Raw genomic sequence first — 20,974 nt, forward strand, 5'->3', positions numbered from 1 at the left:
ATACCAAAAGAAGGCATACCGAAATAGGAAAAGTGCCGCCCGATCAAATTTATAATGCTAAAAAAATGGCATCATGATAAACTAAGGAATACCTTTAAGCTGTCTTACAGATGGGGAGTAGTGTACTTCCATATTTCAACTTGCCAATTTTATTAATGAGATTACTTATATTATCATTTGAGCAACCATCAATTCACTTATTTTGTAACTTTATTTCGCTGCGATTTACGAACGATTTGATTTTGAAAAATCATATAACATCGGGGAGGTAGCCAGTTAACAAATTTATTATAATAATTGTCAGTATGAAATGGAAAGGTAGGCGTCAAAGTTCAAATGTAGAAGATAAAAGGGGTGGATCTAGTTCAAGTAGAGGAATAGGTGGATTTAATCCTATGTTATTAGGGCCATTAATTAAACTTCTTTTTTCAAAAACCGGTTTAATTATAGTTGGAGTATTATTGGTGTTTTCTTTTATTACCGGTAATAATCCTATAAGTTTCCTGGGTAATATCTTTCTAGGGGGCGACAGTCAGCCGGCGTCTACAGAATCCTATCAAGGCACTGATGAGGAAAATATGCAGGCGGAATTCAGTGCTACTATTTTGGCCAGCACTGAAGATGTATGGAATAATATTTTAGATAATTACCAAGAACCGACCTTAGTGCTTTTTACAGGATACGTCGCCTCTGCCTGCGGTTCTGCGTCTAGTGCTACGGGCCCCTTCTATTGTCCCGGTGATCAAAAATTATATCTAGATCTAAGTTTTTTCAAGGATATGGAACGTCAAATGAATGCACCAGGTGACTTTGCACAGGCCTATGTTATAGCCCACGAGGTTGGTCATCATGTTCAAAAACTTATGGGCACAATGGATAAGGTAAATCGTCTGAGGGGGCAATTAAGCGAGACTGAATTTAATAAGGTTTCGGTGCGATTAGAATTACAGGCAGATTTTTTAGCCGGTGTTTGGGCAAATCGTTCTCAAAGAATGACACAAATGATGGAGAGCGGTGATCTAGAGGAGGCGCTTAATGCCGCCAATGCAATCGGCGATGATAGGTTACAGCGTCAATCAACCGGAAAGGTAGTACCTGACTCATTTACGCACGGTACATCGGAACAGCGAATAAGATGGTTTAAAAAGGGGTTTGAAACAGGGGACATTTCGCAAGGAGACACTTTTAATGCAAAATCTCTTTGATTATAGCAGCGTAATTTACTAGGGAACTCAATAAAACTAAATTTGGAAAACAATATACCATTATAATTCCTCCGACTATCTAAAAAATAATGTACCGGGTTATCCTGCTCTAAGCTCCGACAGAAAACTACCGGCAAGTTTATATTGAAATTGATGGTATTAAAAACTTCACAATTATTACTGGACAACTACGCAAATATTCATCTAATAAATGGATGACTCCAAATAAAACACTGGAAACCAAAGGGAATTTCCCTATTTGACCTGAAAAATAATTTACTAACTTTCGGAGAAAGCATTTATAATAGCAGTCAAATTTCAAATAAGGGATTAATAATAAATCACATATGGGTCTATTAAATAAAATAGAACACCCCGATGAACCTTTGGGAACAATGTTATTTAATCCAAAAATTGGCTTCATGGATATTGATTAGTCAAGGTGGTAGCGGTTGGTATTATTTTTAGAAATTCCCATTGTAACCCTAGATCAATGTCCCGCTAAGGTTTTAAATTTGAGATGATATTTACCAAAATCTATAAACCAGTAAGCAATTACATACTAACAGGTTTCTAACTCGTTTTTGGTATTTGTATCCCATTTGTACCTAAAAACCTTGAAGTCTCTGTAGAATAAGGGTTTTTCTTTCAGTTTATCAATCAATACTACAAAAAAAAGGAACATTGGTCCCCCATTGTTCCTTCTGCAACTAACCAACTCAAGTTATTGTATTACTAGCAAAAACGGTGTGATAAAATCAGCTACTGTTTCATTTCTGAACGAACCGATTTTAACCAAGAATTGTGCAACTGTAAGAGTTCGTTCATTTTCTTCGGATTGGATTTCGCCAAATTGTTTTTTTCACTGATGTCATTGTCCAAATTGACCAGAAATAATTTCTCCAAATCCTTTTTTTCTCCCTGGCCTGAGGGTTCATTTACATTGCCAATAAGCTTCCAGGGACCCTTGCGTACAGCCCATTGTGCCGTTATATCATCATAATCGCCAAACTGCCAATATACCACCTCATGGGGAGATTCCTTTTTGTCATTCAAAATAAGAGGAATAAGGCTTTTTCCATCTAGGTTATCAGCTACTTCTGAGTTGGTCAATTCCCCAATGGTACTAAACCAATCCATCTCCATGCTCAGTTGACCACGTACTTGATTGGCAGGAATTACTCCAGGATAACGAATAATGGCCGGTACACGGATCCCACCTTCGAATAAACTGAATTTGCTCCCCCTATACTCCCCTGCATTTCCACCACCCCAAAAAGCACGTTCCTCCAAAGAATGCCCATGGTCCGATTGAAAAATGACTATGGTGTTGTCCGCTAGGCCCATCTCGTCCAAATAATCAAGAACATTTCCGATTTTTTCATCCGTGTTGGATACAAAAGCGGCATATTCCCGTCTAGGTGTCGGAAGGTCCTTGTAGTAATCCATCCACTTTGTTGTTCCTTGATAGGGATAATGTGGGGAATTGAACGCCCAATAAATAAAAAATGGCTCGTTCTTCCTGTGATTGATTACCTGCTTTACTTCTTCGGTCATCAAATTAGAAAAATGTTCGCCATCATAATGAACCTCTTCTGAATTTCTGTACAGGTCGTGCTTATTTGGGCCATCCCAGTAAAAGGTGTGGGAATAGTTATCTATGCAACCTCGTTGATGCCCGAAAAAATAATCAAACCCCTGTCCGTTAGGTAAATTTTGCTCCCTATGACCTAGATGCCATTTACCAATCAAAGCGGTATAATAGCCATTTGGTTTAAGCATTTCCGCCATGGTAACCTGATCAGTTGGTAGTCCATGTTCTCCAATCTTTTCAGCGCGTTCTGGTATTGGGACATTTCCTTCCAAACCAGCACGTAAATTGGTCTTTCCCGTCATAAGTGCAGCGCGGGATGGAGAACAAACAGGAGCTCCGGCATAGAATTGTGTAAACCTTACCCCCTCTTTTGCTAGCCTGTCCATATTTGGTGTATACAGGTCCGTTGCCCCATAAGAATTAAGATCTATTGAACCTTGGTCATCTGTCATAATTACGATGACATTAGGTCTACTGTTAACCGAAGTTTGGGGAAAAATTTCTACGGGAAATAATAAAAAAAGTAACCCTAAATTAATGCCTATCGATTTCTTAAATACGTTCATTTGGTTCAATTAATTATATGAAAAAATAGTCTTTGGATAAAGATTGTGAAAAATAAATAGATTCTCAAAGAAATGATAAATAGTTATTATATTTTTTACCAATATAAACATGCATTGAATATTGGAAGCCATAAAAAAAGGAACAATAGTTTCCCTTTGTTCCTTTTGCTGCTATATTAACTCAACTACACTTTATTATTTTCTATTTAGAACCGATTATAATAAGAAAATAGGACGGACAGACCTGTCGACAAGGGAGGGTGCTTTCACATCTTTACTTTCCGTTCCTACCCTATTTATCAGGATTATGGCCTTAATACCTATCTAATTTTCTCTCTCCGTCTAGCACTTACTATAGCCATGCATCAAAACTTCTTTCCAATATTAAAAGGAATTTATTACTAATTTGATTTCATGCTTTCCTGGCTCTAACCTGATAGAACCGAAGGCTGCAGCCACTTTTTTACCGTTGTGCATTAGTTCTTTTCCAGTGGAGGTCGCTATTTCAAATTCTGCCACCATATTTGCAGGGATTTCAACTGTATATATTTGTAATCTAGCGCTTTGAGCTTTGTAGGTAGCCTTTATTGTTCCTTTTAAAGTGGGTACTTCTATAGCACTATTCTTTAAATCCCCCATCTGTGGCTTAATAGTGGCAATGCCAAAACCTGGAATCTTTGGTTGTATCCCCCAAAGTCCTCGTGGAATGGCATTTGCTGGTACGGCCCCCCATGCATGGTTCCAATCAAGATTATTTTTATACTTTAAATCCCACGCTTCCAGGGTAATGGTAGATCCGATCCTTATCATATTGTACCAACTTCTGTCACTAGTATCCGTTAACAAATCCAGGGCATAATCTGCCGCACCCGCATTGTACAATCCATCCATCAAATATTGTGAGCCATACACGCTGCAGGCCATTCCCCTTGATTTCACAAATTCAACCACAGATGCTATATGGTCCTCGGGAACCATATTGAAAGCTAAAGGCATCATATTGGCATGTAAAGATGCATGGTCCGTTCCAATTCCGTCTATGTAGATTCCTCTCTCGGAGTCGAACATTTTCTCATTGAAAGCCTTCTTCGCTTTTAATGCCCTCAATTTAAAATCCAAAGCTTCTTGAGTCTTGCCTAAGGCCTCAGCAAATTCTGTCATGATTTTCATGTTCTGATAGTAAAAGGCATTGACAACGGTATTATAATCCTTAAAAACGTAACCGTCACGTTCGCCTTTGTTGGTAGGATCTCCACCCCAGCCCGCAGAGGGCCAATCGACAATATCCCTAAAAGTTTCCTTCAGGTCTTTTGAAAACCCAAGATTGGCCATTAATTCCGGCGTCATTTTGGTAGAGGTTATCAAACCATCCTCATTCGCAAGCTCATAAAGGGTCTTATATTTTAGTTGGTCGTAGTATTTCTGGATAAGTTCAATATTGCCCGTGTACATATAATCGGCATAAAACATAAGTGCCACATGCTGTTGCCATTCCGTCGGCCAGGTAGGGTGTTCCATAAAATATTCAATGGTCTGTCTGGCTATGGCATATTCGCGATCAGTAGTATAATGGCTTATTTGGTTCAAATACGCATCAGCCTCATAAGGAATCCGTTCGCGGTCACCGTCTACGTAAAGACCGTTAAAAGTTGTGGCCTTTATAGAGTATTTACATAAATCCCAAATTTGGTTCAAAATATCATCTGAACTCGAGAAACTGCTGGTGTCATCTTCCCAATAACTATGATGCGCCAGTTGCGTGAAATTTTCAGCAGTCAAGGGCTCTTTGGCCCCTGTAACCTCGGCATATCGCAAAGGCAATAATACCGGAAAACCTTCAGGTAGCGCTATCGCTTTACCGGGTAGGGTGTTTCGTTTATCTGCTTTGATCTGTAGTTGATATTTGGTTTGATCGGGCGTAACCTGGACTTTAATTTCTTGATACCTGATATTACTAGTTTTAAGGGGAGTTCTATTTATATTTTCGCCTTCCAACTGTTCTCCAATTCTGAAAGTAAGTGTATGGGCGGTTTTGGCATTATAGACAAAATCCATGGTTGAGAAGGCCGCTTTTCCAAAATCGATAAAATACGTTTCACCTCTTTTTTCAAATTCGACCGGTTTTATTTTATCTATTTGAAAACCGTTAGGTGTTGTTATTGTCGCCTTGGGGCTGCCCATGGTGAACATCTGCGTTTTGGAATATCGTGAAAGTCGATTGTCCTGATCCCATATACGCACTTTCCAGAAGTAGGTCTCCCCACTTTGCAACTGAGCCCCTCCATGTTCTATATCTGATGAAGTATTGGATCTTATTTGCCCACTATTCCAGACATTACCTATATTGTTGTTTATTTTTTCTTCGGACGAAGCTACCAATATTTGATAGGCCGATTGCGAGACTGCGCCATCTGGCACCACCCATCCGTATTCCGGTTTGAAATCAATTATCTTTACCCCAGTAGTGTTTCTTATCCATTCCACAATTAAATTGGACGGTCCTTTTGAATATTCATCTGAGAGTTCTAGAATAAGGCTATTCGTTTTATTGCGGAACGATTTAAGTTTTTCAGTATATTTTAAATCTTTAGCTAGGTTATTGATCTCTTTGGGATCATCCTTTAGATTATAAAGTTCTTCAAAAGATTTATCATTTACATAGCGAAAATATTTCCAATCTTTAGTACGTACACCTTCGCTAGGCGGAATATTTTCAAACTCCCAAAGATGTTCGATCAAAACAGTATCCCGTTCAAAATTTTTCTTTGAATTATCAACAATCGGCATCAAACTTTTCCCCTGCCAAGTTTCAGGTTGCGGAATACCAGCTAGGTCTAGAATGGTAGATGGCACATCAATGTTCAATGCCAAGACATCGCTATCTTTTTGTTTCTTTAAACGTGGGTCGAAAACAATTAAGGGTACCCGAACGGAATTATCATATAATAACCATTTACCAGCAAGCTGACGCTCACCCAAGAAATAACCATTATCCCCCATCAAAATGATGACGGTATTTTTATCAATTCCCTTCTTCTTCAGCTCTTCCCTAATCTTGGCAATTTCACGATCTATTCCCGAAATCATCCGGTAATAGCCTTTAACGCTATGTTGGTATTTTTCTGGGGTATCGTAGCGCCAGGTCCAGCGTAATCGGTTAAAGCCATCGCGTACAAATTTTGGCTGTGCTTCAAAGTATTTATCCTCTCCCAAATCAGGTCCAGGAATTTCCATGTTCTGAAGCAACACACCGGACTCTTGTTGCCAAAAATATTGATCTTCGGCCCCATCATGGGCATGTGGGGCGCTAAAACTTAATGAAAGGCAAAATGGGGTATCTGTTTTGGCATCAGCAATAAAATCTATGGCCTTTTGACCCGTATAGCGGGTAAGGTGCACAGTATCTTTACCTAAAGTTTTGTAGTAATACCCACGTCTGTCCTTGTAATTATTATTGCGATCATATGACTCATAAGTATCGAACTGTTTTTCCAACTCATCATATCGCACACCGTACTTTCCATAAAATCCAGTAAAATATCCGTTTTTCTTTAAAATGGACGGATACGAGTTGGCCATATAGGATTCTCTAATATTTCCCGTCTGAAAATTGAAGTTATGGGTACGTTCGTATAACCCGGTCAAAATGCTAGCTCTACTTGCCGCACAGATCGGCGTGGTAACCATCGCATTTTCAAAATAAGTGCCTTCTTTGGCCAAGTTGTCCATTTCTGGGGTGGAAATGAGTTTATTGCCCGCATAGCCCAAGGCGTCGAAACGCTGATCGTCTGTTAGGATAAATATAATATTAGGGCGATCTAATTCTTTGGCCTTTGTATAATTTTGAGAAGTTAGTTTCCCCGCACTTATAATAAAGGTTAATAGAAATACGCTGCCAATAAATTTTTGATAGGACATTGATTCTTAAATTTATAAATGGATTCTTGATGAAGACCAAACATAAATAAATTTCTACCCAGTACCATCCCGTGCTGTCCTGTAAAATCAAAAAAAATAAATTCCTGCTTTTTAAAAACGAAACGAAACGTAAAATGTATGTTAGCTAACCGCAACACCTCCACCACTTAAATTTCATTATTGTGAGTAAGGCACTGTTTCCGTCTTGTCCACTGGATAATTCCATTTTGCAACATAGGTCATTCCTGCAAGAAATTCGTCTCGGTTATCTTTCAATTTTTGGTTCAGTAAACTATCAAGACTGGCCTGTTGTATTGCATATTCAGGATTACCAACTAGATTGATCTTTTGAAATGGATCATTTTTATCGTCGAACAATAGCCATGGGCCATCTAGATTTATGGTATAGGTAAATTGGGTTGTTACTACTCCCCTATATTCCTGGCCGCCATATTTATACCTGTTCCATTGTCCGAAGGGCTGTACACAAGTAATTAAAGTTGATTTCCCCACAACTTCCGTACCTTCTAAATAATTCTTATAACTTATTCCCTCAACCGTATCCGGAATAGGTATGTTGCAAAGATCTAATAAAGTAGGCATAATATCTTCTGAATTTAAAAGGGCCTCCCTTTCTCCGATTGCAATGTCAAGATTTTCTGGAAGGTGAAAAAGCATTGGTACCCGAATAGATTCATTATATGGTTGCTGCTTTTTATAGGCCCCATGCGAACCAAGAAGATCACCATGATCAGAAGTAAATACAATAATAGTATTTTCCCATTGTCCCGTTTCTTTAAGGTTGTGGATTAATTTGCCAACCATATCATCCAATGCCGTAATATGGGCGTAGTAGCCCGCCAAGTCCTTTTTTGCCTTATCCATTAGTGATTCCGGTACATTTTCATGGAGCTTTATTGTTGCTGGATCATAACGTTCTTTATAGATTTCAGGTGCCGTATGGTAAGGTGCATGGGGAGTTCCCCATGAGAGGATCATCAGAAATGGATTATCCGAAACCTTTTTTTCCTTCATATAGCTAATGGCAGCATCCGTTTGTGCAAAAGTATCATAGCCATTCCATATTTTTCGATTGGGATCGTTATTGTCATAATAGACAGATGAATTATAATCGTGGGTGCATTCATTAACTTTCCAAAAATTGAACCCCTGTCTCCTGTTACCAGGAGGGATAAACTGTAATCGGCCATGCCCGTCAAGGTGCCATTTCCCAATGTAACCTGTGTCATATCCAGCTTCGGAAAATACCTTTCCCATGGTCACGGCTGTGGTATCCAATTGAACATCGTTCATGAACACACCATGTGTTAGTGGTCTCTGTCCTGTAATAAGTGAAGCTCTAAAAGGAGAGCAAACGGGCATTCCGGAAACCGCATTTTTAAAGTTTACGCTTTTTGATGCCAAGCTATCAAGATGTGGCGTCATCACATTCGGATCCCCAGCATATCCTGTAGCTTGAGCACGAAACTGATCAGCCAAAACAATGAGTACATTGGGTCGTTTTTTGTTTACGGGACCAACAATTGATTTATTTTTCTCTGCACACGAAAAAAGAAACGAGCTTGCTAAAACAAGTACTAAAAAATTATTTCTAAACATTATTAAATTTCAATTTGGTTGCACTTTACTCCTCATTAAAGGTTACAAACATAAGGTTCTTGCGCAAATTACAAAGGAAATAGAACACCTTCCTACAAATACAAACAGATTTTTATTTAAGGCAAAAATGGAGTGCTGGACAATATTCAAATTGCCATATAATTAAAAATATCCTGTAAAATGGGAGAATCAAATTACCAAAGCCCACGCCATTCTTATAGAAGAATTCAGAAAAATCACGAAACTATAGTGATGGTTATTTTTGGTATTAAAACCAATAAAATTAATCCAAAACATGATCATTTGACCCACTTTTAACTTCCATGTAATTTCCGCGCCCTATTGCACCTCAACTCTCACTAAACCCCATATGAAACTTTCTCAGAAAATGTGTTTTAATTAGCACCAGAGGGCTTATTAATTCTGATTGTTGAGGGATTGCTCAATGTACCATCCGATGCCTCCAGTCGAACTTCATATTCTATCCAGCTTAACTCTTCATAACGAATACATTCACCAAACTCCACAATTGACCCATCATTCTCAAATGTTAGATCAACAGCATTGCCCCCTTCTCCATTGGACCAGCTAGTTTTTATATGTATTTTTTCTATTACTAGACCAGGTGATGAAGAATAATCTACATTGATTAAGGTACCTGTTCCTGTTCCTTTTCCCGAATCACAATTATTTAGAGCTGGAATTTCAGAACTCATCGTTGCAATGTTTATGAATAAGCCATTATCATCATCACTTTTGTTACAGCTCATATTGGTAAACACTAATAATAGAATTGCTAAAATGTTCAATGAATTGCCTATTTTGTTTTTTTTTAATTTTCATAGCTTAAAATTTTATAGTTTATAAACTAGCATTACTGAGATTGGCCATCTATTCAGATACTCCAAAACAGTATTAAAAAAATAAAACAGGGGTTGAACATTAGGCATGGAAATATTACCAAAGGTTCTTTTATTTTATGAGGTCAAAGCTTAGGCTTTAAAATAATTATTATTGATGCAATTATTAAATCAAAAATAGCATCTATGGGAAGTCGGAACTAACAGTATGGTTCTCGATATTAACAATTTAGTTCCAAAACAATGTTTGGAGAAGTACAACCCATGTATTTAATTAAGGGATAATACAAAACCCCGAGGCTAGGCCATCGGGGAATTATATAAATCGATCGTGAAAAGGACTTTTAAATTATTCAATTTTCCATTCCTGACTTTTTGCCGTTATTTCCACATCCCAAGATTGAGGTGGATTTGGTACGTACTTCGGGTCATTGTCCTTTAACGGGAGCGACTTAACAACAGTGAGAAGCTTATCAAAATTCTCTTTTTCTTCCGAAGTGTTTAGACTATCTATAATATTATTCCTTTCGTATGGATCGTTCTTTAGGTCGAAGAATTTTTCAGGTTCTTTATTGGACCCTATATATAATTTATATTGCTCATTTCTAATTACCCTATCCCTATAGGCATATTGATTTTCTACACCCTTTTCCGTAAGGCGGGCGTTATTACCACCGCCCATGCCTAAAATCCATTCTCTTTCCGAGTTATCCGAGTTATTATACAGAACATTTTTAAACGATTTACCATCTATGTAATGATCGGCGTTGGCAGTAGTCCATTCACTTTTTTCAGCAACCCCTGCTATATCCAAGAAGGTGGGCAAAATATCCGTAAAATCGATCAGTGCATCAGATTCTTGATTGGATTTTATATGCCCTGGCCAACTCACTATAAAAGGTGCAGCAATTCCAGGTTCGGTAGTACTGGCTTTGCCACCAACTATACTTTGGCCCCTATATGATCCCGTAATTGCTTTAGTAGTACCATTATCCGTGGTAAAAACAACGATGGTATTGTCTAATAATTCATTTTCTTTCAATGCCCCTAACAGCTCTCCAACAATCTTATCGGTATAACGTACCATGGCCTTATGTTTCCCTAAATTGTCTTCCGCCGACTCATCTGGCGTATTCACAAATGGGGTATGGGTTAATACCATGGGGTAGTAAACAAAAAATGGAACCTCTTTTTTATCCGTTGTAAAATCTATTATAAAATCACGAAATACATCTGGCCCAAAACTACCATTATACGTCTTGCTCCCAGCCTTGGTGTAAATATAAGGATCTTGGTATCTCTCGGCACTCGCTTCAATACCACCCTCATAACCAGTCCACATACAAAATTCATCGAACCCACTTTTGGTAAGGGCATCTGGTTCTACCCGGAAATCATCAATTTGCCATTTCCCTGCGATACAGGTGGCATAACCAGCTCTTTGAAGCTCCTTTACCAATGAAGGATTCCTTGTTTCATCAAAATGGGCACCACCACCCCATCGGGGAACATCCCAATGATTGACCCACCCGTTCCTAAAAGGATACTGCCCCGTTAAGAGGGCTATTCTTGTGGGGGTACATTGGGGCATGGAATACACATTATTGAACTGCATTCCGGATTTGGACAGTGCGTCTATGTTTGGAGTGATGATGTCCTGCGCACCATAACTGCTGATCCATTCCTTTCCCAAATCATCAACCAGAATAAACAATATATTTGGTGGGCGTTCACTAACTTCTTTTGTTTTGACCATGTTTCCACAACCAAGTAAAAGCAAGCCGATAAAAGGCAAACAAACTCTATACATGATATTTATTTAAGACTTTTCTATATTTTCTTATAGATATGCTGTAGGTCCAATTTATCCTCCATTGTTTTTTGTAGTTCCAATAGATCGGTAAATAGTGCTTTTACTTTTTCCGAATACTCAGGGTTATCGGCCAGGTCGTTCATTTCATTGGGATCTTTTTCCAGATCGAACAAAAGCACCTTTTCTATTTTTGGATACACCAAAAGTTTAAACCCATCTTTGCGTATCATGCGCTGAACATCGATATAGGCACCATAAACGCCATTGTAATGACTTTCCTGTCTTTCCCCTTTAATGATATCCATAAAACTGTTGAACTGTACATAGTCCGGTTTCTCCAAGTTTGCCAACTCTAGGGTCGTTGCCATAATATCCTGCAAATAAACATCCTGGGGCAAACGCTTTCCCTTGGGAATACCCGGCCCCATTACCATCATTGGAATGCGCACACTATGATCGAACATACTTTGTTTTCCTATCAGTCCGTGGTGGCCTACTGAAAGTCCGTGGTCAGCTCCGAAAAAGATATAGGTATTGTCCATTTTACCGGTGGCCTCCAAAGAGTCCAATATGATACCGATCTGTTCGTCCATATGGCTTAAAAGGGCATAATATTCCTGACGGTGTACCTTAACGGCATATTCCGTTCTTGGATATGGGGCCAGTGCCTCGTCCCTTAGACTTGGCTGATTGCCCATATCATCTTTCCATGGGTATTCTGGCAAGAAATTTTCAGGAACCTTGATACTTTCCAGTGGATACATATCCAAAAACCTTTGTGGAGCCTGTCTTGGATCATGGGTGGCGTTAAAGGCTAGGTACATAAAAAACGGATCGTCTTTTTGCTTGGCCGTTTCTATGAATGATAGGGCATCGTCACGAACCACTTCGCTCCAGTGTTTTCCACCTTCCCAAAAGCCACCTTGTAGGGTGTCCGTAGGTGACCACTCTGTATCATCTGGACCTGTTGGCCTACCATAGCCCAAAGGCATATAGTCGTTCCAATCTTTCATATTCCCGGATTCCTCTTTCCACTTCTTTATGGATGCCCCCAATTTATTGGCATGATCTTTTGGCATGCCCGGACGAATATGTCTGGTATCATTAAAGATGGTGCCAGCAGGTGCCTGCACATGCCATTTTCCCGTCATATAGGTGTCATAACCCTGCTTTTCCATTAATCTGCTCCAGGTCTGGTTCAGCGCAGTCGAGTCGCCCTTGGACCATAAGTCACTTTTATCCTTTGCATTCCAAATATAGGAACCTGAGATGATCATAGCCCTTGAAGCCACGCAAATAGCACCGTTCCAACCTCCCATATTATAGGCATGGGTAAAGGAAGTACCCCCGTTTACCAACCTATCCAAATTAGGGGTATGCACCTCATCAAAACCCAAGGCCCTGATACTTTCAAAGGTCTGGTCATCGGCGAATAGAAAAACGATATTTGGCCTGTCTGGATTTTGTCCCTGCGCTTCTTTGTCTTTGGGAGCTTGTTTACACGCAGCTGTTAATATTATCAACAACGCTATCAAACTTTTGGTTATTCTCATAATAGCTATTTTCAATTTTAATTCTTAATCCGTGATCGGTTAATTATTTAACAATGGATATTTCAATAATCGTTGCCTTCTGCACTGTTCTCTACAGAGGTTTTCCATTTTCTCCATTCAACTACCATTTCTTGCAGTTTTTCCGGTCTTTCAATCGCCAAATTATAACTTTCGGCAGCATCGTCCAAAATATTGTACAGCTCGAAATTTTCACCATTATCCTTACTATAGATTTTGAACTGGTTATCGATTAACGCTGCTTGACCTTGAAACTCAAACGCTAAAGGTTCTGACCTCTTTGTTACACTACCATTTACAAAGGGAAGCAGGTCCATGCCATCATATGGTCTATTCTGATTTACCAGGTCCCAGCCTAATATATTTGCTATGGTCGGAAAATAATCCGAAGTAAAACAAGGGACTTTTACTTTGGTGCCCGGTTTAATTTTTCCCTGCCATTCCATAATACCAGGGACCCTGATACCTCCTTCATAAAGGCTCCTTTTCCTACCCTTTAATCCTTTGGTAAGTCCTTGTGTTCTACCTGTGACCGATTTTCCTTCAGGGCCATTATCACTAGTATAGAAAAGCACCGTATTTTCAGCGATGCCCAATTCCTTTAATTTATCACGTAATCGCCCCACTTGTTTGTCCAAAGCGGTTATAACTCCATAATAGTGTTGTTGATCTTCAGAAAGGTCACTATAGGGCTTTCGGTCTTCATCCCCTGCCAAAACGGGTAAATGGGGAGTATGGAACCAGATAATACTCAAAAATGGTTTATCACTATTTACCGCATGCTCAATAAAGGGAATAGCCCTATCCATAATAACCCGGGAATCGTCCCCCTCTAAATTCTCGGTTTCTATTTTTCCTGGGCCTGTCCAGTAATAAGTTCCAAACGGCTTTCCTTCCACCAAAGATCCATTCACGTCTCCTGAAGATTTAGAAGGAGTTACCATTGGATTCCAAGTTGGGACTTTGGATTCTGTCACAAAACTTTCATCAAAGCCATGCTCCCACGGTGGGGCATAATGCTCGTCATTTTCTTTTTTACCTCCCCTATTGGCATCCAAGGTGTCGCGTGTAAGGGTGCCCAAATGCCATTTCCCAAAATGGCCCGTAACATACCCCTCTGCCTTCACCATTTCACCTAAGGTTTTCTCCTGTTCCTTTATATGCCCACAATTCGCCGTGCAAATGCCATAGCGCAGCGGATGTCTGCCCGTCATTACACTCCCACGGGTTGGGGAACATACCGCTGAAGCGGCATAGAAACGTTCAAAAACTGCTCCGTTGGCCGCCATGGCGTCCAAATTAGGGGTCTTTAGATGTGGATGAGCGTTATAACCGGTATCGCCCCAGCCTTGGTCATCAGCCATCAACAAGATAATATTGGGAGGTTTATCCACAGTTAGATCAGGTTCCGCTTTTTTTGGACTTTCTAAACAACCCATCAAAGAAACCGTTACTAGTAACCAATAGAAAATAAACGTAATTTTTTTCATCCTGTTCAAGACCAATTCACCATTTTTTAATTAAACCTTTGAAAATATAAAGTCCAAGATAAGTTTTACTTTTAAAGTTTTTCGATATAGACATAGTAAGCAGGGTGCACCCTGCCATCCTTATCTATTAGTTGTGCTTCCATATCATATTTTCCTGCCGGAATTTTAGCGGTAAAAGACACTTCTTTTTGGTCTTTTTCAATTTTGGCTGTTTGGTCCACGTCCGCAACATATAAATATGCTTTTTCAAAATCGTCTTTTACACTGGCTGGCATTGTCCTATCCAGTTCCACAATTTTCTCCTGTGCGGGAAAGGTTTGGTTTATGGCCAGCCCACTTTCTCTTGGAAATCGGCAAAGGCTGATTTTATATTCACCATCCTCGATAAAGTCTATTTTCCATCTTCCAGTGGCCTGGGTAGCACTAACAGCACCATATTGATGCCACATATGCCCAAATTTACCAGTTAACATATCATGGGCGGAAATACGGCTGGGATTTTCCTTAGGGGAACCAACCTTAATATAGGCATATCGTTCGTTTACGCCTTCATCCATAAATGACTGCCACCATTTTTCATAACCCTCGGCCAGTTTCTCAACCACTTCTGGATGTTGAGAAAAAACATTTTTAGTCTGACTTCTATCACTGTTCATGTTATAAAGTTCAGTACCATTTACAAACCGCCAATTGTCATCCATTACGGAATACTTCCTGTATTTCACCAAATTTTGAAGCCTCTGGGTATCTATGTATAGCACCCGATTTGGCCAATCTTCAGCCTGGTCATAAAGTAAAGGTTTCAAGCTTTTACCGTCCAAAGGTTTTACTTGATTAAAATCGAGGCCCAAAAGATCCACAAAGGTCGGCAGTAAATCATATGCGGCGGCCAGCTTATTTATATCTTTTCCTCCTGTAAGTTGTCCATCTGGCCAACGAATAAAAAGAGGAACTCGGTGACCGCCTTCGTATTCACTTCCCTTCTGCCCCCGTAATCCAGCATCAAAAACCTTATTTCCACCTGCGGTACCATTGTCTGTCATAAAAATTAAGATCGTATTGTCCGCTATTTTTAATTCGTCCAATTTCTTTTGTAACAACTTAAAATTATCATCAATGTTAGTTATCATGCCGTAAAAACGTTGTTGGGATTCCTCTAGGCCCTTTACATCCTTGTACATATCCAAATATTCTTTGGGAAGGTTCAAAGGACCATGGGGCGCATTGGTGGCTATATAACAGAAAAAAGGGTCGTTTTTGTTTTCTTCTATAAAGTTCATTGCCTCTGAAAAGAAAACATCGGTGCAGTAACCCTTGTATTTTTGGGTTTGACTATTGTGCCAATAGGTATCATCAAAATAATCGTTGCTCCAATAATCTGGACCTTGAGTAATTCCTCCCCCACCATGACGAACAACCTCATGAAATCCTCTGTCTTCAGGTCGGTATGGATAATTATCTCCCAAATGCCATTTTCCAAACATACCATTCGTATATCCGTTTTGAGCCAATACCTGAGGCAAAATAACCTCATCCTCAAAAAGTATGGAACGTCCAGTTATAGTGTGGAACACATTTATCCTATTCGTGTGCCTCCCAGTCATTATGGCTCCACGAGTAGGCGCACAGGTAGTGGAAACGTGAAAATTATTCAGTCGGACCGACTCTTTATAAAAAGCATCAATGTTGGGCGTTTTAATGTAAGGATTACCATAACAACCCAAATCACCCATCCCTTGGTCATCTGTAATTACAATGATGACGTTGGGCTTTTTCTTTATGGTACTTTGAGCAGTTGAAATTATTGGTAGGATAAATGCAGCCAAAATAAAAACCTGAAGGTTTCTTGCCAAATAACCGAATGGACTTAAGTTGTCTTCAATCATAATTAAACTTAATTTATTTTTGAACAATTTAGTTATCATTTCTATTATTTATTGTAAAAATATTATCCAATTATGATACTATTTCATAGTTACAGCAAATATTTATTGTGAGTCTGGAGAACCCAAAATCATGGCAACTTACTTTGAAAAAGGTTGTAAAGTTAAAATTTTGGGGTTTTTCAGCCATAATAATATTAAACTGTAGATAAATTAATATCCGGGATTTTGAACAAGATTTTCGTTATTACGCAATTAATCGGTTGGAATAGGAAACAATAATTCCTTAATGTTCTTCTTTAATTCACGAATTAACCAAAAAAATTAGAATTAGAATTCTTTTCACATCATAAATCTACTTGCAAAATTGCAACGAATTATAATGCTAGCATTTAAAAATCCCGTAATGGGTACGCTCGTTTACTTTTTAATTAGTTCAATGGTTTGTTGGATATTTTTGTCAGCCCCTTTCAAAATACCTTTTTCCTTAAACAAATTGTAAATTATTTTTTTCTCTGACACACTAAAATTACGATCTTTAAACCAATCATTTATTTGAATCTTCTCGCTCTCCTCTTCGGCTAGTTGCTGTATTTCACCGGACACTATATGCCAATACACCCACCTGTTACTTGCTAAGGCAAAACCAATATCACCATTGATAAGCGATTTTACGGGTTTGTTTCTTAATCTCTCTCCATTGTCCAAGACGGCCAAAGTTTTGGTAAGACGTACCACCTCCGAAAAAGAATACCTAAAAAAATCGCCAAATCCGTTTTGACTTACATTACATAATTGATCTCCTACTTTTAAGTCTTCCATCTAAAAAAGGAAACAAAAATAAAACTCCATTAGGCTTATACAACCCTTATCCCCCATAACTTATAAACAATACCAAATCACAGTATCATGTAAAAAATGGATATCCAGTAGAGTTGCCCATAAATCTACCTACCCATTTTTACCATTTCCATGGTACCCATTAATTCAATTCGTTTATTTTTGTCCTTACAAAATCTATTATAATGAATATTGAGAGAGAATTGGGTAAAAGAAGCAACCACCAATGTGAGTTATGTGCAAGTACTGAAAAATTAAGTGCATTGGAAGTTCAACCCCCAAAAAATGGTGATTTGGAAGGTAATCTATTAGTTTGTGAAATCTGCAAGGATCAAATAGAAAATCCAGACAACACAGACCCCAATCACTGGCGATGTTTAAATGATAGTATGTGGAGCGAGCATACTCCAGTTAAGGTAATAGCCTGGCGCATGTTGAGTAGGCTGAGAAAAGAAGGATGGCCCCAAGATTTACTAGACATGTTGTATTTGGAAGAAGACATATTGGAATGGGCCAAGGCTACAGGAGAGGGTGCTCCTTCGGAGAATCAAATTATTCATAGAGACAGCAACGGTGTAGTTCTTGAAGCCGGCGATAGCGTTGTCCTTATTAAGGACCTACCGGTTAAAGGATCGAGCATGGTTGCTAAAAGAGGTACGGCCGTAAGGCGAGTTTCCTTAGATCATGAAAACGCGGAATATATTGAAGGTAAAGTAGACGGACAACAAATTGTTATCCTGACGAAATTTGTTAAAAAATTATAGTTCCACTTTACTAAATCAAGAATTTTTAATTTTATAAGGCCAGATTATTCCTAAAAGTCTACGATTGGAATTTTTATTTAGGTACGGTTAACAACAAATTGTTCATGGCGAGAAAAGACCCATATGCTGCGTTGAAATATAAGGAGTTTAACGTTTTTTTGATGGTCCGTTTTGCTATGGTTTTTGCATGGTCCATGCAATTTGTGGTCATAGAATGGGAAGTCTACTCTTTGACAAAAAACCCACTTTCCCTAGGATTGATAGGGCTTATGGAGGTTATCCCTGCAGTATCATTGGCTTTGTTTGCTGGCCACATCGTTGATCAAAAAGAAAAGAAGGGTTTACTTATTAAATGTATTTTCGGTTTTTCGTTAATAAGCTTGGGTTTGTTTTTACTTACCTGGCCTCAAATTATTAGTGAATGGTCTAAAAACACCATTTTGTATTCCATCTATTTTTTGGTATTTCTTGGTGGTATTGTAAGAGCTTTTTTAGGGCCGACTATATTTTCGTTATTTGCATTAATTGTTCCCAAAAAAGTTTATCCCAATGCCGCTACCTGGAGTAGCTCTGTTTGGCAAATGGCAGCTGTGCTGGGTCCCGCTCTAGCGGGATTTAGCATAAATTTAATCGGAGTGCATTGGTCCATGTGCCTAATTTTTGCCTTTTCTTTAATGGCACTCTTAATTTTAACCAAGATTGAAAAGAAACCTATTTTAAACCCTAATATTGGCGAACCCATCATGAAAAGTTTAAAGGAAGGGGTGAAATTTGTATTTGGGACAAAAATTATTTTGGGGGCCATTACCTTGGATATGGTTGCCGTACTTTTTGGTGGAGCCGTGGCGCTGTTGCCCATTTATGCCCAAGATATTCTAAAAGTTGGACCAGAGGGATTTGGAATTTTAAGAGCTGCCCCGGCTGTAGGCGCATTGGTTATTATGTTTACTTCCGCCTATTTTCCTTTAAATAAACGTGCTGGCCTAAAACTTCTAGGGTCTATTTTTGGATTTGGAATTTGCATCATAGTATTTGGGCTTTCTACTTGGTTCTGGATTTCGGTAATCGCCCTCTTTTTCAGTGGCGTTACCGATGGAATTTCTATGATTATTCGACAAACCATTTTACAATTAAGGACACCCGACCATATGCGCGGTAGGGTAGCATCCGTGAATTCCATGTTCGTTGGGTCTTCCAATGAGCTAGGCGCCTTTGAAAGTGGTCTTACGGCCAAACTGATGGGAACGGTTACCGCAGTCGTTTTTGGTGGGTGTATGACCTTAATTACGGTGTTTTTCACGGGGGCCATCTCCCCTACCTTTAGAAAATTGGATTTGCGAAAAGATTTGGAAGAACACGAAAACAGCGAGTAATACACTACTCCCCATCTGTAAGACAGCTTAAAGGTATTCCTTAGTTTATCATGATGCCATTTTTTTAGCATTATAAATTTGATCGGGCGGCACTTTTCCTATTTCGGTATGCCTTCTTTTGGTATTATAGAACTCGATATACTCCCTTACCATTTGATAGAGGTCCAGACCCCCGTTTGGAGGATTCAGATATATCTTTTCATATTTGATCGACTTCCAGAAACGTTCGATGTAAATGTTGTCCAGGGCCCTTCCCTTGCCATCCATTGATATTTGGATGTTATTTTCTTTGAGCACATCGATGTATTGGCCACTGGTATATTGAGCTCCCTGATCGGAGTTGTGTATCTCAGGCGCCCCGTATTTGGCAATGGTGTCCTCCAATAGTTCTATGCACCACTCTTTGTCCATTGAATTTGAAATGCTCCAATTAAGGATCTTTCTACTGTGTACATCGATTATGGCGTTCATGTACATAAAGCCCTGCAACATGGGAATATAAGTGATATCGGTCTGCCAGAGCTGATCGGGGCGTTCTATTTTCAGGTCCTTTAGCAGATAAGGGAACTTATAGCTCTTGGGGTCCCTGATAGTGGTCCTGGGCTTTCTATAAATGGTCTGTAGGTCCATAAGCTTATATAAGCGTCTTATCCTTTTCACGTTTACGCGATACCCAAGGTCAAGGTTCAGGTAATCGGTCATACGTTCCGCCCCGTAGTAGGGGTGTTCCAAAAAGCAGGCATCCATTTCCTTCATAAGCTTTAGGTTCAACATACTCTCACTTCTGGGCCTGTAATAAAGACCGGAGCGATGGATATCCAGGAGCTTACATTGTTGGACAAGGTTTAGCCTTGGATGGGACCTTACCACCTTCTGTCTTCTTTCGGTAGTGCTCATTTGCCCAAGGCTTTCTTTAAAAAATCGTTCTCCACTTGCAACTGGCCGATCTTATTGTAGAGTGGCCCGGTCCCGGAATCGGGATCTTCTTTTTCTGGTTTGGACCCGAAGGCCAGATCTGCATTTTCCAAAAACTCCCGTTTCCAACTTGATATTTGTGTAGGATGTAGTTCGAATTTGGCCGCGAGCTCTTGCAGGCTGCTATGCTCCTTTAACGCCTCAATGGCCACTTTGGCCTTGAACGATGCACTGAATTTTCTTCTTGATCTCTTCATATTTGACAGGGTTAAATTACAACTTAACTTGCTGTCCTAAAATTGGGGAGTATTATAAAATACATTCGTAGGGATTGGTTAACCCTTATCTATCCTTTACCTAATAAAAGTGATGATATAAAGGCTTACAGCGTTGTAACGAGCAGTAGAAGTCATACAATGAAAAGATTGAAGCGCATTTATAAATATTATTTAATCCAAGTTGCCTAAACTTTAGGACAATAAAAAAGGATAACCAAATTACTAACTATTTAGTTATCCTTTAAGGTGTGATAGCACCATATAAAAACGTGGTTAGTTGAATG

14 protein-coding genes are annotated in these 20,974 nt (G+C 39.2%); 3 read left to right on the forward strand and 11 right to left on the reverse strand.

Translation table 11 applies throughout. The annotated features are described in order from the left end of the window. Nucleotides 1-305: 305 nt before the first annotated feature. Nucleotides 306-1,205: a KPN_02809 family neutral zinc metallopeptidase gene (gene ypfJ / locus CWD90_RS05590; RefSeq protein ID WP_103474958.1), complete on the forward strand. Its 900-nt coding sequence runs from the start codon at nucleotides 306-308 to the stop codon at nucleotides 1,203-1,205. Between the two features lie 762 nt (nucleotides 1,206-1,967). Here ypfJ and CWD90_RS05595 read toward each other — a convergent pair. The 9 genes from CWD90_RS05595 to CWD90_RS05635 form a co-directional block, all read right to left on the reverse strand. After that, nucleotides 1,968-3,365, reverse strand: a complete 1,398-nt coding sequence (locus tag CWD90_RS05595; protein ID WP_103474959.1) for a sulfatase family protein — start codon at nucleotides 3,363-3,365, stop codon at nucleotides 1,968-1,970. 384 nt (nucleotides 3,366-3,749) lie between these two features. Next, entirely contained in the window at nucleotides 3,750-7,283 is a 3,534-nt protein-coding gene (locus CWD90_RS05600) for a sulfatase-like hydrolase/transferase (protein WP_103474960.1), read from the reverse strand. Nucleotides 7,284-7,460: 177 nt separating this feature from the next. Further along, on the reverse strand, nucleotides 7,461-8,903 hold the full coding sequence (locus tag CWD90_RS05605; RefSeq protein WP_103474961.1) for a sulfatase family protein: 1,443 nt from the start codon (nucleotides 8,901-8,903) through the stop codon (nucleotides 7,461-7,463). 395 nt (nucleotides 8,904-9,298) lie between these two features. Next, entirely contained in the window at nucleotides 9,299-9,712 is a 414-nt protein-coding gene (locus tag CWD90_RS05610; RefSeq protein ID WP_157941166.1) for a hypothetical protein, read from the reverse strand. Nucleotides 9,713-10,112: 400 nt separating this feature from the next. Beyond that, nucleotides 10,113-11,573, reverse strand: a complete 1,461-nt coding sequence (locus tag CWD90_RS05615; RefSeq protein ID WP_103474963.1) for a sulfatase-like hydrolase/transferase — start codon at nucleotides 11,571-11,573, stop codon at nucleotides 10,113-10,115. Between the two features lie 20 nt (nucleotides 11,574-11,593). Beyond that, complete coding sequence (locus tag CWD90_RS05620; protein WP_103474964.1) at nucleotides 11,594-13,129, reverse strand: sulfatase-like hydrolase/transferase; 1,536 nt, start codon at nucleotides 13,127-13,129, stop codon at nucleotides 11,594-11,596. Between the two features lie 62 nt (nucleotides 13,130-13,191). Then, nucleotides 13,192-14,637 carry a sulfatase family protein gene (locus CWD90_RS05625; protein ID WP_205161210.1) on the reverse strand — a complete coding sequence of 482 codons (1,446 nt, stop codon included), beginning with the start codon at nucleotides 14,635-14,637 and terminating at the stop codon, nucleotides 13,192-13,194. A 71-nt stretch (nucleotides 14,638-14,708) separates the two neighbouring features. After that, the gene (locus tag CWD90_RS05630; protein WP_103475116.1) at nucleotides 14,709-16,523 is read right to left on the reverse strand and encodes an arylsulfatase; all 1,815 of its coding nucleotides are present in this window, start codon (nucleotides 16,521-16,523) and stop codon (nucleotides 14,709-14,711) included. Between the two features lie 417 nt (nucleotides 16,524-16,940). Beyond that, complete coding sequence (locus tag CWD90_RS05635; RefSeq protein WP_192877993.1) at nucleotides 16,941-17,342, reverse strand: pyruvate kinase; 402 nt, start codon at nucleotides 17,340-17,342, stop codon at nucleotides 16,941-16,943. A gap of 203 nt (nucleotides 17,343-17,545) precedes the next feature. On the opposite strand from CWD90_RS05635, the gene CWD90_RS05640 reads away from it, so the two are divergent. Together CWD90_RS05640 and CWD90_RS05645 are read left to right on the forward strand one after the other, a co-directional pair. Further along, on the forward strand, nucleotides 17,546-18,124 hold the full coding sequence (locus CWD90_RS05640; protein WP_103474965.1) for a PhnA domain-containing protein: 579 nt from the start codon (nucleotides 17,546-17,548) through the stop codon (nucleotides 18,122-18,124). 104 nt (nucleotides 18,125-18,228) lie between these two features. Further along, complete coding sequence (locus CWD90_RS05645; RefSeq protein WP_103474966.1) at nucleotides 18,229-19,497, forward strand: MFS transporter; 1,269 nt, start codon at nucleotides 18,229-18,231, stop codon at nucleotides 19,495-19,497. 48 nt (nucleotides 19,498-19,545) lie between these two features. Here CWD90_RS05645 and CWD90_RS05650 read toward each other — a convergent pair whose 3' ends face one another. Continuing rightward, nucleotides 19,546-20,394: an IS3 family transposase gene (locus tag CWD90_RS05650; protein ID WP_103474967.1), complete on the reverse strand. Its 849-nt coding sequence runs from the start codon at nucleotides 20,392-20,394 to the stop codon at nucleotides 19,546-19,548. Then, nucleotides 20,391-20,669: a transposase gene (locus tag CWD90_RS05655; RefSeq protein WP_103474968.1), complete on the reverse strand. Its 279-nt coding sequence runs from the start codon at nucleotides 20,667-20,669 to the stop codon at nucleotides 20,391-20,393. The genes CWD90_RS05650 and CWD90_RS05655 overlap by 4 nt, the downstream gene beginning before the upstream one ends. Between the last annotated feature and the right edge of the window lie 305 nt (nucleotides 20,670-20,974).

This window comes from Arenibacter catalasegens (assembly GCF_002909235.1).
Taxonomy (GTDB): domain Bacteria; phylum Bacteroidota; class Bacteroidia; order Flavobacteriales; family Flavobacteriaceae; genus Arenibacter; species Arenibacter catalasegens.